The following is a 14,219-nucleotide window of genomic DNA, read 5'->3' on the forward strand; positions in this document are numbered from 1 at the left end:
CAAGTCGGCATCGAATCTTAATTATTCTTAGTGTCTAATTCTACCCTTCAAGATATACCGCCAACGGCATGGCGAGCAACAAAATGATCGGGCCCGACCTGCACCAAGGGCGAGACAAGAGGATTATCGTTAAGACCTCGGATGGGGCTCGGTAGCTCGTCGACTGCCAGTACCCGATGATTGTTACGCCGACTCGGATCCGCGATAGGCACTGCTGCCATGAGCTTACGCGTGTAGGGGTGCTGAGGATTCTGAAAAATTTCTCGCCGTGGGCCAATTTCAACGATTTGCCCTAGGTACATCACGGCCACACGATGACTAATACGTTCAACCACCGCCATATCGTGCGAGATAAACAAAAACGCGACGCCAAGCTCTTGTTGCAAATCAATCAGTAAATTGATGATCTGGGCCTGAATGGAGACATCCAACGCTGAGACGGATTCGTCTGCAATGACCACTTTAGGATTTAACGCAAGCGCACGCGCAATGCAAACACGTTGCCGTTGACCGCCAGAAAACTCGTGTGGATAGCGCTGCGCCATCTCACACGATAAGCCGACTCGATCCAGTAATTGACCGACGCGTTCGCGTGCCTCTGCCGGGCTGCAGACTTTATGAATCAGCAGCGGCTCCATGATCGAGTAACCCACTGTCAAGCGAGGATCAAGAGAGGCAAAAGGATCTTGAAAAATAAACTGAATGTTTCGGCGCAATGATTGAAGCTGTTGATGCTTCAGCGCCAATACATCTTGCCCGTCAAATTTGATTTGACCGCCTTGAATATCAACTAGCCTCAGTAACGATCGACCCGTCGTGGATTTGCCACAGCCCGATTCGCCCACCAATGCCAGTGTTTCCCCCGGAAACAAATCGAAGCTCACATGCTCAACGGCATGCACTCGACGCTGTACGCGATTGAGGATACCGCCCCTCAGATCAAAACGTGTCACCAAGTCGCGCACGCTCAAAATGGGTTCATGATGGCGATAAGGCAAGATCAGCGCACCCGGATCTACGCTGGATCCGTCTGCTTGGCCGCTTGCTTCCTCACTTTTCACGCTGCTTGCTTTGCTTGCACTGACTGGCTCATCACTTGCAGCGCTGGTCTCAGTGGGTGTCACTAACGCAAACCGAGCGGGTAAATCCGTGTCAGCCATCGAGCCAAGGCGAGGCACTGCTGCCAGCAACGCTTTTGTGTAGGCGTGTTGTGGCGCTGAAAATAGTCGTGTCGATTCGCCCTCTTCGACTTTTTCGCCTTTGTACATCACAAGGACTCGGTCAGCCACTTCAGCCACGACGCCCATGTCGTGGGTAATGAAAATAACCCCCATCTGCATTTCTTGTTGCAGCTGTCTGATGAGTTGCAGGATTTGCGCTTGTACCGTCACATCCAAGGCAGTGGTGGGCTCATCAGCGATCAGTAACGCCGGCTTGCACGCCAGTGCCATTGCAATCATGACACGCTGACGCATGCCACCTGATAATTGATGCGGATACCGATCAATGACAGATTTGGCGTCTGGGATTCGCACCTGCTCGAGCAGTCGAAGCGTCTCGGCACGGGCTTGCGAGGCACTCGCCTGCTGATGCAAGCGGATCGACTCGGCAATTTGGTCACCGGCAGTAAAAACTGGGTTGAGCGAGGTCATCGGTTCTTGAAAGATCATGGCCATGTCTGCGCCACGCACCGACCGCATGGTGTGCGAGTCAGCGTGCGATAAATCGACAAGCGAACCGTCTCGGCGACGCAAGGTCATCGAACCACTGATCAGACGCCCGCCCCCATACTCAACTAAACGCATCAGGGCGAGTGATGTCACCGACTTACCAGATCCCGACTCGCCGACAATGGCGAGCGTCTCGCCTCGCGCGACATGAAAGGACAGGCGCTTAACGGCATCAACCGTCCGTTCAACCCCGGCAAAACGCACACTGAGGTCATCGACGTGGACGACGTCGCGATCGGCGAGTTGGCGCGTGGGGGCAGACTGAATCATGATGGATAAATCTCGGTGACAGGTGCATGCCCAACGCGGGCATAACCTCGGTACATGCCTTCGGTATTGAAAGGCATCTCAATGTTGCCCGCAAAATCCACAGCAATCAAGCCCCCTTTGCCACCAATCGACGATATAGCCTCGAAGATGACCGCATGCGACGCTTTGGCCAAGCTATCACCGGCGTACTTCATCCTTGCTGCGACGTCGTACGCGGCGACCATGCGGATGTACATTTCACCCGTGCCAGTGCCTGACACGGCGCAACTATCGTTGCTGGCATAACACCCCGCCCCAATGATGGGTGAATCGCCTATTCTGCCCGCCTGCTTATTGGTGATGCCGCCCGTTGAAGTCGCGGCCGCCAGATTGCCGTGCTGATCCAATGCCACGGCACCGACTGTCCCAAATTTCTTGTCAGCGTCTAGGGGATGTGCCGTCACTTCTCGTGGTGGCTTTGCTTGTTGTTCTGCCACTAACGCCTGACCATCATGATCCAGCACCGCCGCGTTGGGATTTTCTTTTTGCACGCGTAATAATTGCTCTTGCCTAGCAGGGGTCGAAAAGTAGGACGGCTCGACCATTTCAATGCCTTGCGACTCGGCAAACCGCTCGGCGCCCTGGCCCGCAAAAAAGACATGGCGACTATTTTCTAAAACCTTACGCGCTGCAAGAATGGGGTTTTTAATGCGATGCAGGTCGGCAACCGCCCCACAACGCAGGGTTTGACCATCCATCATCGAGGCATCCAACTCGTGGGTCCCCTCGCTAGTCAATACTGCACCATACCCAGCATTGAATAGCGGGCAGTTTTCAAGTTCGACCACCGCCACCGTGACGGCATCCAATGCAGACCCACCTTCTGCAAGCACTGCTTGACCGCTCAGTAACGCCTTGCTGAGTGCATCTCGGTACTCTCTTTCTTTTTCTGGCGTGATGGAGGCACGACTCAACGTACCAGCCCCACCATGAATAACGATTACTGGGTTCAATATGCGTCTCCTGTCAGGGTGAGGTTAACAAAAAAAAGGCGGCTAAAAGCCGCCTCTTCTTCAACGGTCACTGAAGGCCGTAAAAATGCTGTCGAACTGCTAAATACCTGAGGTATCGAGCTTGGCTGCCGTCTTGGACTGAATCTCCTCGACGGTCACGCCGGGGGCAAGCTCAAGTAGCTTGAGACCGTCAGCGGTCACAGCCATCACCCCTAAATCAGTGATGATCATGTCAATCACACCAACACCAGTCAATGGCAACGTACATTTGGGTAACAATTTCAAGTCGGTTGTACCGTCTTTCTTGGTAGCGACATGCTCCATCAAGACCAGCACACGGCCAACCCCTGCGACCAAATCCATTGCCCCGCCCATGCCTTTGACCATCTTGCCGGGGATCATCCAGTTTGCCAAATCACCCGTTTCTGAGACTTGCATCGCGCCCAGAATAGCCAGATTGATTTTGCCGCCACGAATCATGGCGAATGAATCCGACGATGAAAAAATTGACGAACCTGGGATCGTCGTGACCGTCTGCTTGCCAGCATTGATCATGTCAGGATCGACCTCATCTTCGGTCGGAAATGGCCCTATGCCCAACAACCCGTTTTCAGATTGAAGCCAGACCTCCATGTGATCAGGGACATGGTTGGCAACCAGCGTCGGCAAACCAATCCCCAAATTCACGTAAAACCCATCTTGCAATTCGCGCGCCGCACGTGCGGCCATTTCGTCACGAGTCCATGCCATGTCTTGTGCTCCTTAATTCGCTGCGCGCACGGTGCGCTGCTCAATACGTTTTTCTGGGGTGGCGTTGATCACAATGCGATGAACGTAAATGCCAGGCAAATGAATCTGATCTGGATCAAGTTCACCGTTTTCGACGACCTTCTCGACCTCAACCACGGTCACTTTGCCCGCCATCGCAACAGGTGGGTTGAAATTTCGTGCCGTTTTGTGAAACACCAGATTACCGCTGCGGTCGGCGATGTACGCCTTGACCAGTGAAACGTCAGAGACCAGACCGCGCTCCATGATGTATTGATCGCCATCGAACTCTCGGACTTCTTTGCCTTGCGCAACCAAGGTGCCCACGCCAGTGCGGGTAAAAAATGCAGGTATCCCAGCACCGCCCGCGCGAAGACGTTCAGCCAACGTGCCTTGGGGCGTGAACTCTAGCTCTAGTTCGCCCGCCAAATATTGACGTTCGAATTCTTTATTCTCGCCAACATAAGACGCGATCATCTTTTTTACCTGACGAGTATGCAGCAAGATCCCTAAACCAAAGCCATCCACGCCTGCATTATTACTAATGCAGGTCAGGTTTTGAACGCCAAGCTGCTTCACCGCATCAATCAGCGCTTCAGGGATCCCGCACAGACCAAAACCGCCCACGGCAAGGGTTTGTCCATCTTTTACAAGGCCGGTCAGCGCCTCAAGGGCGCTTCCATATAGCTTATTCATGCCAACTGCTCCTTTCTGGGTTTCTGCATTATTTGCTTCTATGATTAGAGTAACTCACTCTGAAGTCACTCGGTACGCAGAGATGGCTTTAGCCATGAACCGCAGCATGTCCTCAGACCAAGGCACGGCGCGATTGGATGCATTGCTGGTGTAGACCAGTACCCACTTGCCGCGCGCATAGGAACCACTTGACAGATCACCTGCCACGTAAAGATCAGCCTCGGCCTCGAGGCTGCTTCGTCCGAGACGAATCACGCGGTTGCGAATTCGGATGCGCGCCGGATACATCACGGGTTTAATGAAATCGCAACTGGTCGATACGACGACAGATGAATAATCATCCGAGAATTTCTGACCATCGACATAAAGCATCTGCATACGAGATTCTTCGAAATAACGGAAATACATCGCGTTATTCAAATGGTTCTGGCTATCTGCATCTGCCCAGCGCATGGGGATTTCAAAATCGTACTGATCCCCTACCTGCAATAAATCGGTTGAATTACTTATCAAGACGGACCACCTCACCAGAGCAAAAGTGTTAGTTTGTTGATTTGCAAGGCAAAGAGATCGTCTATCGTTGCGCTGTGCAATACAATCCAAGCCGGAATCATACCTATTTACTTAGCTATTTAGAAAAACTTGGGGGCTGTCATGTCAGAACGCGAATCGATGGAATATGACGTGGTCGTCGTGGGTGGTGGCCCAGGCGGCTTGGCGACTGCCATCCGGCTCAAACAATTGGCGGCGAAAGAAGGCCAAGAGGTGTCAGTTTGCGTGCTTGAAAAAGGCAGTGAAATAGGCGCTCATATCTTATCGGGCGCTGTCATGGATCCACAAGCCTTGACAGAGTTGTTGCCCGACTGGAAGAACTTGGGTGCCCCGTTAGACACCCCGGTTATCGAAGACGAGTTTTTGTTCTTAACTGAAACCGGAGCGCGTAAAACGCCCAATTGGCTGTTACCTGAGTGTTTTCAGAACCATGGAAATTATGTTATCAGCCTCGGTAAGGTTGCTCGCTGGCTAGGCGAACAGGCAGAGGCCCTTGGGGTTGAAATCTTCCCGGGGTTTTCTGCTGCCGAGGTGTTGTACAACGGTCAAGGGGCTGTGTGTGGGGTAGCGACGGGGGATATGGGTGTTGGACGCGACGGTGAACCCACTGATCAATACCAGCCCGGGATGGAGCTTCACGCAAAATATACGATCTTCGCGGAAGGCGCCCGAGGTCAACTGGGCCGACAATTGATCGAAAAATTCAAACTGGGAGACGGCCGCGACCCACAAGCGTACGGCATCGGGATCAAAGAACTGTGGGAAATTGACCCTGCTAAATCGCGCCCAGGTTTGGTTGTTCACACAGCAGGCTGGCCTCTGGATTCAGACACCTATGGCGGATCATTTCTGTATCACCTTAACGACAATCAAGTAGCCGTGGGGATGGTCGTCGGCTTAGACTATGCGAACCCTTGGCTCTCGCCGTTTGAAGAGTTTCAACGCTACAAAACGCACCCCTCGATACGCAAACATTTTGAAGGTGGTAAGCGCATCGCATACGGCGCAAGAGCGATCACCGCTGGCGGTTTGCTCTCGTTGCCTAAGCTTGTTTTCCCCGGTGGTGCGCTGGTCGGCTGCGAAGCCGGTTTCTTAAACGCCTCACGCATCAAGGGCAGTCACGCGGCCATTAAGTCTGGCATGATGGCGGCAGAGGCTGCCTTTGCCGCCCTGGCGACTGAACGTGCGAACGACGAATTACTGGCCTATCCCGCTGCATTTGAAGCATCTTGGCTGCACACTGAACTCAACAAGGCACGCAATTTTAAACAGTGGTTCAAAAAAGGCCGGGCGGTGGGAACCCTGATGACGGGGATTGAACAGTGGTTACTCAAGGGAAACATCCCTTGGACGATCCATCGCAACAAACCAGACTATGCTTGTCTGCAACCCGCTGATCAGTGCCCCAAAATCGACTATCCAAAGCCGGATGGCGTGTTGACTTTTGATCGACTGAGTTCAGTGTTCATCTCAAACACTAACCACGAAGAGAACCAACCGATTCACTTAACCCTCAAAGACCCGTCTACGCCAGTGACCATCAATTTGGCTAAATATGGAGGGCCAGAGGCACGCTATTGCCCCGCTGGGGTCTACGAGTTTGTGAAGGACGAAGACAATTCAGATCGTCTGCAAATCAACGCTCAGAACTGCGTTCACTGCAAAACCTGTGACATCAAAGACCCCACACAAAACATCGTCTGGGTAACACCGCAAGGTGGTGAGGGACCGGTTTACAGCGGCATGTAAGGCATGAAATACGAACTTTTTTACTGGCCTTTTCTTCAGGGGCGTGGGGAATTCATTCGTTTGGCGTTTGAATATACCGATACCCCTTATGTTGATGTTGCTCGACAGCCAGAGGCCGAGGGGGGTGGTGTACCTGCGCTTCTCAAGATCATGAATGCACCCGTAGCCATGGCACCGCCCCTTGCGCCGCCCTTTTTGCGAGCAGGTGCTTTGCTCATCGCGCAAACCGCCAATATTCTGCAATATCTAGGCCCCAACATTGACTTGGCACCCAACGACGAAGCGGGTCGTTTATGGGCAAATCAATTACAGCTAACGATCGCTGACTTTGTGAAGGAAGTGCACGACACGCATCACCCGATCAGCAGTGGTTTGTATTACGAGGATCAGAAGCCGGAAGCGCTGCGTTATACGGCTCAATTTCTGGAAGTCCGCGCCGCTAAATTGGTCGCCCTTCATGATCGCATCGCAGCCCACGAGAGGATGGCCGCCTACCTAAAGTCGCCTCGAAGAATCGCGTTCAACGAGAACGGGATCTTTCGCCGTTACCCTGAGCTTGATCTATCGCGCTAATTAGTCAAGTATTAGCGCCTCATGGCGGATGACCTCACCCCACTGCGGAACTTCTTTTTCGATGCGATGCTTGAAAGCGACGGGGTCCAAGATCAACGCTTCACCGTTCAACGTTAACGCAGCCATCGCTCTGCTGTTTTGAGTAATCTGCTTGGCGGCTTCATAGATCTTTTGTACGATTGGATCCGGTGTGCCCGCGGGTGCTAGCAATCCCATCCAAAAAAATACTTCAAAATTTTCGAACCCAGCCTCACCCATCGTTGGGACGTCCGGTAGCTCTTTGAGTCTCTTGTCCGCGGTAACCGCTAGCGCTTTGAGCTTGCCGGCTTTAGCGCTAGGGATTGCACTCAAGGTGTCGAAGTTGGCATCCAACTCTCCACTGATTAAGGCCAGTTGAGATTGGGACGCGCTCTTGTAGGGAATGTGGGTGGTTTTTACACCTGCCGCATTACTCAATGACACAAACATCAGATGCGAGATATTGCCTTGGCCGGCAGAACCAAAGCTCAATTTGTCTGGATGACGTCGAGCGTATTCGATCAGTTCTTTCGCCGTCTTTACGTCATTCTTGTTTGCCCAGTCGCGATTAACTGTCAGAATAAACGGGGCTTCAAGTATGGTGAACACGGGTGCAAAGTCAGACGCTCGATAACTGATTTGCTTATACAGTTGGGGATTGATGGTGATGCTACTAGAGTTAGTGACGAGCAGCGTATAACCATCTGGCAGCGCGTGCGCCACTTCACCCGCGCCGATAACGCCGTTGGCACCGGGTTTGTTCTCCACAACGACAGCTTGACCGAGCGAGGTCGATAATTGCTCCGCGAGCAAGCGAGCGATCGTATCGGTCAGCGACCCCGCGGGGAAACCCACCACGATGCGAATGTGCTTCTCAGGCCATTTCTTTGCCCCCTCTTGGTCTGGCGCTGAACGCTGGGCGTACACAGACGCCGTTGTTAGCAACAGCAGGTTCATTACCATCAGCAAGTTCAGCAACCGAGATAAGGTCTTCATTTGTTTGTCGTCCCGCGTCTATTTAAAAAGCGATTTAGCATTTTGGGTGTGCTTCGTTCCCGATCACGCCTGCGGCCTCAAGTTTTGCGCATTCGTCAGACGATAATCCAAGCAATTGCGCCAGCACGTCATTGGTATGTTGACCCAGCGTTGGCGCCGGACACTTAATCGGCATGGGTTCGCCATTCAAGCGAAAGTAGGTGCTACTAGAAATGTAATGGCCGATGTAAGCCCTGGGTAACTTTTGCCAAAAACCTCGCTGATTAAGATGAGGGTCTTCAAGCACTTGAGTAAGCGTCTGAACAGGGCCCGCCGCAATACCTGCCTGCTGTAGCGCAGCGACCGCCACCTCAACTCGTTGCTGCCGACACCAGTGAGCAATTTCTTGATCAAGTAGCGGTTGCTTGGCGAGCCTTCCTGCGCTGCTGACCAGCGTCGGGTCGGTCAACCAATGCTCTTTATTCATCAAACGACATAGCGAACGCCATTCGCTATCGCCGGTGATGCTTAAGACAAGCCACGTATCGTTGACCAAACAGGGATAGACCCCGTGCGGAGACCGCACGGCATGGCGATTGCCTTGCCGAGCAGAGACTCGACCCGTCAATGACTGTTCAAGCATGAAGGGCGCAGTCAAGGTCAGCATTCCCTCTACTTGAGACATATTGATATGCAGACCTTTACCAGTGGTTCGTTGCACCAGAAACCCCAGCAGCATCGCAGCAGTGGCATTCAAACCACCGTTCGGATCCCCGTACGCATACGATGTCATGGCGGGTGGCCCGTCCGGATGGCCTGTATACAGAGGCAAGCCGCTCGCTTGTTCAAGCGTGCCACCGTAGGCCCGGGTATTGCTCCATGCGTTGCCTAACCCAAAGGCGGGCATCGAAAGCATCAAGAGATCTGGATTTGCTCGGCGGATGACTTCGTAATCCAAACCGAGTTTTGGTAGTACTTCAGCTGAATAGTTTTCAATCAACGCATCCGAGCGCTTAATCAAATCGATGAATAGCTGTTTGCCCTCTGGCTTGGTGAGATCGATCGCCAAACCCGATTTATTTCGATTCATCAAATTGAAGTTATTGTTTTTTTCGTAAACTTTGTCACGATAAAACTCTTCTGTATAGTTTGTTCCGCGCCACCAATCGGGGTAGCTTGGGCTCTCTATCTTGATCACCTCTGCCCCCAAATCTGCTAGCTTTCTAGAGGCGAAAGGGCCAGCCCAACCCATCGATAAATCAACAATACGTAAGCCTTCCAGCGGCAATTTTTCAGTTGGCGCCGAAGGCATATATTTTGATCGTGCGGCACGTAGTAAGCCTGCATTTTTGTAATAGCTGGTGTCTGCGCCTAGCTCAGGAGCAGAGCCGCCCAGCAGCGGCCCAGCTGCGCCTAATCGTTGCGGTAAAACCGGGCCTTCTAGACCGACACCACCAACCTCAATCGGCACAAAGGCATGCCGCTCTCGATGAATCGATTGCTGCAACAGTTGTTCCATCGTCGGTACAATGACAGCCGGGAATTTTTCTGCAGTCAGTGCGGTCACCGCTGCTTGTGTCGAGCGTTTAATAAAGGCATCAGTCAATAGACTGTCAATCAGATCTGCGTGCTGCATACGATCAGCACCCGTAGCAAAGCGCCTGTCATTGGCGAGGTCTGGACGATCAATCGCTTTGCACAGCCCTGTCCATTGAGCAAGGGTGTTGGTGAAGGTACCAATCCAACCGTCACTGGTTTGATAGATGCCCGCAGGATGTGTAATGCCAAACCGATTCACACCACGGCGCGGACTATGTCGCTTATCCTGTACCATCGCCGCTTCCATCTCGACCATGCTGAACATAATTTCATGGACACTCAGAACGTAGCGACGAGAACCATCTTGGCGGCCTAACCAAGCGGCAAGCGCGACCGAAAAGCTCGCCAGGCCCACGGCAATGCCGGTTTGTACATCGTGCGGCATATGGGGTGGGCCGTCTTCGGGGCCGCTGCCATGAACCGCACCGGCCATGGCACGGCAGACGGCGTCAGTGCCGATATAGTCAACATAGGGGCCGCTGTCTCCGAACCAAGTGATATCCACCTCGATGGGGCAATGCTCTGCGGCGTCATTCAAGTTGTCAGACCACACTCGGTGCGCCAACACATCAACACCCAACGTCAACGCGCGTGCATCGAGAATGATGTCGCAGCTTCTCGCCAACTCTCCAAGCCATGTTTGGTCTTGCGTCTGTGCAACATCCGCGACGACACTGCGCTTGTTCGTGTTCATCCAACCAAACAAAGCGCTTTCTGGTCGATTTCCTGGGGTGCGCACGCTAATGACTGGCGGCATGGATCGCCAGGCATCGCCGTTTGCAGACTCGACTTTGATGACCTCGGCACCGAAGTCTGCAAAAACTTTACCCGCGTAGGCAAGGCCAGCACCTTCCCCGATCTCGAGGACACGCAAACCTTTGAGTGCTAATTGGTCGACTTGAGGCAGCGCTATCATCTCACGGGTCACCACGCGTCAACGAATGATCTCGTCTGGACATGAGATCGAAGCACACTCGCCGCAATCCCCTTAACAAGCCATCGTCTTGTTTCTGCAGGGTCAATAACTGCATCAATTTCGACGTGAGCCGCTACGTTCAAGGCGTGTCCTCGCTCATACATTTGCGCAACCAGTTTGTCATAGAGCGCTTTCCGCGCTGCGCTGTCTGCAACCGCATCGAGTTCCTTTTTAAAGCCGAGTCTGACCGCACCTTCCAGCCCCATGGGACCAAATTCGCCCGTGGGCCATGAGATTTTGCAATCCGCACTGCGAAACCCACCGCCTGCCATCGCCATTGCACCCAGTCCGTAGGCCTTGCGAAGCGTGACTGCCAATAAGGGCACACGCAATTTTGCCCCGATCAAAAACATGCGAGAAACATGACGCACCTGCGCCTTAGCCTCCACTTCAGGTCCGACCATAAAACCCGGCGTGTCAATCAACGACACAATCGGCAACCCGTGCGCGTTGCATAACTGCATGAATCGCGCTGCCTTGTCGCCCGCATCTGCGTCAATGGCGCCACCCAACACCTTAGGATTGTTTGCAACGATGCCAACGGGCTTGCCCTCAATTCGGGCCAACGCCGTATGAATGCCCGTACCGAAACCAGCCCTGAGTTCAAGAACGCTACCCACATCAGCGATGCCTTCGATAGCACGACGTGTATCGTAGGCGTGCAGGCGATTTTCAGGGACGACACTTCTCAGCACTCTAGCGTCTGGTGCCTGCCATTGCTCAATCGATCCCTGAAACATCGAGAGGTAGTGTTTTGCTGCCGCCACGGCCTGTACTTCGTTATCGACAAGCACATCGATGACGCCATTAGCGAACTGCACACTTGCCGGACCAACCTCCTCAGGCCGAAAAATACCGAGCCCGCCGCCTTCAATCATCGCGGGCCCTGCCATGCCAATGTTGGCAGATCGATCAGCGATGATCACATCGCAGCACCCCAGAAATGCTGCGTTCCCAGCAAAACATCGTCCCGAAACAATCCCCACGACAGGCACTTCTCCGCTCAGTTCAGCAAATGAAGCGAAAGACGGTTGATGTAGACCAGAGATAGAAGGGATGTCGACCTCACCTGGCCGTCCGCCACCGCCTTCAGCAAATAGCACGAAGGGAAATTTATTGCGCATCGCGACTTCAACCAGTCGGTCAGTTTTGACATGATTTCGTTTGCCCTGCGTGCCCGCCAAGACAGTTGCGTCGTATGCCATCACTGCACTCGTTCGATGCGCCTTGCTGACTAATGCACCATTGATATCGCCGACGCCCGTAATCAAACCATCAGCTGGCGTGTTGGCAATGAGGTCTTGTTTGGCTCTACGCGTCGCTTGCGCAGCCACAGCCAATCCGCCATACTCGACAAACGTGTCGGGGTCGCAGAGGTCGGCAACGTTTTCACGGGCGGTGCGTTGTCCCCTTGAGCGCCGACGGGCAACCGCATCCGGCCGATTCTCATCAAGCAAGTAAGCCTGTCGATCAATCACTTTTTGCAAATCAGGTCGTATCTGATTGGGATCTGGGCTTGCCGATGTTGAGCTCATTGCCGTTTGCAGGTCGGTCATCGCTTCAAGGGCAATCAAAATTTGACCTCGTTGAACAAGCTCACCGATGTGAGCCCTGAGGTCGACGACTATACCTGCTGATTCGGTCACCACCAGATGCTGCATTTTCATAGACTCTATCACTGCCAGCGTCTGCCCAGCGACTACTGTGGCACCTTTGGTGACCGTCAGCTCAGCGAGCGATCCGTGAGTCACCGCACGCACGGCTACCAGCGACTGGTCTTCCAGCATCTCTTGTTTGTTCATCGGGCTCAGGGGGCCGTTTGCCGCCTCATGCTTTAACCGAGACAGCAATTTGCCGTTTTGCTGCTCCTCGATGACTCCTTTTTGGGCAAGCAAGTGGCCCAAGTGCTCGTCCCAATAACGCGTATGTATTTGCTGGTTTACAAAATCGTCGCTTTCCACGAGAGCGCTCAGCAGCGAAAGGTTAGTTTGCAAACCATCGATTTGAAACTCTGTCAGGGCACGTCGTAGACGTCGAACAGCGTCCGTGAAGTCAGCACTCGCACTCGTTACGATCAATTTGGCCAACAAGGTATCGTAATAAGGTGATGGTGTGTAACCCGCATAGCCATGTGTATCGAGGCGAATCCCCATGCCGCTGGGCGGTTGAAACACCAACAGTTGACCCTGTGCCGGGTGAGAGAGCCCCCTGTCATCAGTGCTCTCATGGTTAATGCGAACTTGTATCGAAAAACCTGTCGCAACCGTTGGTTGCGCTCTGTGAAATCCCAGCTGTTCTAGCGTCTTGCCTCTCGCAATTTCCAACTGCGTCGCCACAAGATCTACCCTGGTGACCTGCTCAGTCACGGTATGTTCAACTTGCAAACGAGGATTGGTCTCGATAAAAAAGAAATCTGACTGATTGCCCGACGCATCCTCTTCCACCAAAAATTCAAATGTTGCGAGACTAAGATAATTGAGCCTCTGAGCCATGGCGAGAGACGCTTGAATCATGCCTGCTCTCAAGCGAGACAACAACTTCGGGCTGGGCGCTATTTCAATCAGTTTTTGAAATCTCCGTTGCAACGTGCAATCACGCTCACCGAGGGCCACGACGGTATTGCCGTCACCAACAATTTGTACTTCGATATGTCGAGCGCGCACCAGCAGTCTCTCGGCATACACGGCGGCCAATCCAAAAGCAGAAAGAGCCTCTGACTTACAACGCAGATACGCTGGTTCGATTTCTTCTGGACGAGTAACGACGCGCATTCCTCTGCCACCGCCACCACCTAACGCTTTGATGACAATGCCGCCCGAACCATGTAGATCGAAGAACTTGATCACTTGTTCAAGCGAAGCATCGCCGGGTGTTGATGGCAACGTGGGTACGCCCACGGTGTTGGCGAGATCAATGGCTTGTGCTTTATCGCCAAATCGCTTCAGTTGCTCTGGCGTCGGCCCGATAAAGACGAGACCTGCGGTGGCGCAAGCCATCGCAAAATCCTCTCTTTCGCTCAGGAACCCGTAGCCAGGATGGATGGCATCTGCGCCTGTCTGCTTCGCAGCACTAACAATCGCCTCAATATCAAGATAGGCAGCAGACCCTTTGCCTTTCAAGGCAACTGCTTCGTGCGCCATGCCGACATGAACACTTCGTTCGTCGTCTTCGGCATAAACGGCCACTGCTTGCATGCCCAAGTCTGACACAGCGCGAATGACGCGAACAGCAATTTCACCGCGATTGGCAATCAACACTTTTCTCAAGACTTGTCCCTTGATCTTATTTTTTTATAGATCTTGTACTACTTGAACCAGCATG

General features: G+C 53.1%; 10 protein-coding genes. 2 read left to right on the forward strand and 8 right to left on the reverse strand.

All coding sequences use genetic code 11. The features are described from left to right. Positions 1 to 47 precede the first annotated feature (47 nt). From AC1W8Y_RS09495 to AC1W8Y_RS09515, 5 genes are all read right to left on the reverse strand, one after another. Positions 48 to 2,000, reverse strand: coding sequence for a dipeptide ABC transporter ATP-binding protein (locus AC1W8Y_RS09495; RefSeq protein ID WP_482014232.1), 1,953 nt, complete (start codon positions 1,998 to 2,000; stop codon positions 48 to 50). Further along, entirely contained in the window at positions 1,997 to 2,995 is a 999-nt protein-coding gene (locus tag AC1W8Y_RS09500) for an isoaspartyl peptidase/L-asparaginase family protein (protein ID WP_482014283.1), read from the reverse strand. Before AC1W8Y_RS09500 ends, AC1W8Y_RS09495 begins: the two co-directional genes overlap by 4 nt. A gap of 96 nt (positions 2,996 to 3,091) precedes the next feature. After that, the gene (locus tag AC1W8Y_RS09505) at positions 3,092 to 3,742 is read right to left on the reverse strand and encodes a 3-oxoacid CoA-transferase subunit B (RefSeq protein WP_482014233.1); all 651 of its coding nucleotides are present in this window, start codon (positions 3,740 to 3,742) and stop codon (positions 3,092 to 3,094) included. A gap of 12 nt (positions 3,743 to 3,754) precedes the next feature. Then, the gene (locus tag AC1W8Y_RS09510) at positions 3,755 to 4,456 is read right to left on the reverse strand and encodes a CoA transferase subunit A (protein WP_482014234.1); all 702 of its coding nucleotides are present in this window, start codon (positions 4,454 to 4,456) and stop codon (positions 3,755 to 3,757) included. Between the two features lie 54 nt (positions 4,457 to 4,510). Further along, positions 4,511 to 4,969 carry an acyl-CoA thioesterase gene (locus AC1W8Y_RS09515; RefSeq protein WP_482014235.1) on the reverse strand — a complete coding sequence of 153 codons (459 nt, stop codon included), beginning with the start codon at positions 4,967 to 4,969 and terminating at the stop codon, positions 4,511 to 4,513. Positions 4,970 to 5,110: 141 nt separating this feature from the next. Here AC1W8Y_RS09515 and AC1W8Y_RS09520 point away from each other — a divergent pair, with 141 nt between their 5' ends. Together AC1W8Y_RS09520 and AC1W8Y_RS09525 are read left to right on the forward strand one after the other, a co-directional pair. Continuing rightward, positions 5,111 to 6,757, forward strand: coding sequence for an electron transfer flavoprotein-ubiquinone oxidoreductase (locus AC1W8Y_RS09520; protein ID WP_482014236.1), 1,647 nt, complete (start codon positions 5,111 to 5,113; stop codon positions 6,755 to 6,757). Between the two features lie 3 nt (positions 6,758 to 6,760). Then, the gene (locus tag AC1W8Y_RS09525) at positions 6,761 to 7,330 is read left to right on the forward strand and encodes a glutathione S-transferase (protein WP_482014237.1); all 570 of its coding nucleotides are present in this window, start codon (positions 6,761 to 6,763) and stop codon (positions 7,328 to 7,330) included. On the opposite strand, the gene AC1W8Y_RS09530 is transcribed toward AC1W8Y_RS09525, so the two are convergent. Genes AC1W8Y_RS09530 through AC1W8Y_RS09540 form a run of 3 tightly spaced genes read right to left on the reverse strand, consistent with a single transcriptional unit; the run spans position 7,331 to position 14,164 of the window. Continuing rightward, a complete protein-coding gene (locus AC1W8Y_RS09530) occupies positions 7,331 to 8,344 on the reverse strand; it encodes a tripartite tricarboxylate transporter substrate binding protein (RefSeq protein ID WP_482014238.1) in 1,014 nt (337 codons plus the stop codon). A 34-nt stretch (positions 8,345 to 8,378) separates the two neighbouring features. Continuing rightward, entirely contained in the window at positions 8,379 to 10,838 is a 2,460-nt protein-coding gene (locus tag AC1W8Y_RS09535) for a CaiB/BaiF CoA-transferase family protein (protein WP_482014239.1), read from the reverse strand. Between the two features lie 8 nt (positions 10,839 to 10,846). After that, positions 10,847 to 14,164, reverse strand: coding sequence for an acetyl-CoA carboxylase family protein (locus tag AC1W8Y_RS09540; RefSeq protein ID WP_482014240.1), 3,318 nt, complete (start codon positions 14,162 to 14,164; stop codon positions 10,847 to 10,849). Positions 14,165 to 14,219 lie beyond the last annotated feature (55 nt).

The sequence above is a fragment of the Jezberella sp. genome, assembly GCF_964834465.1.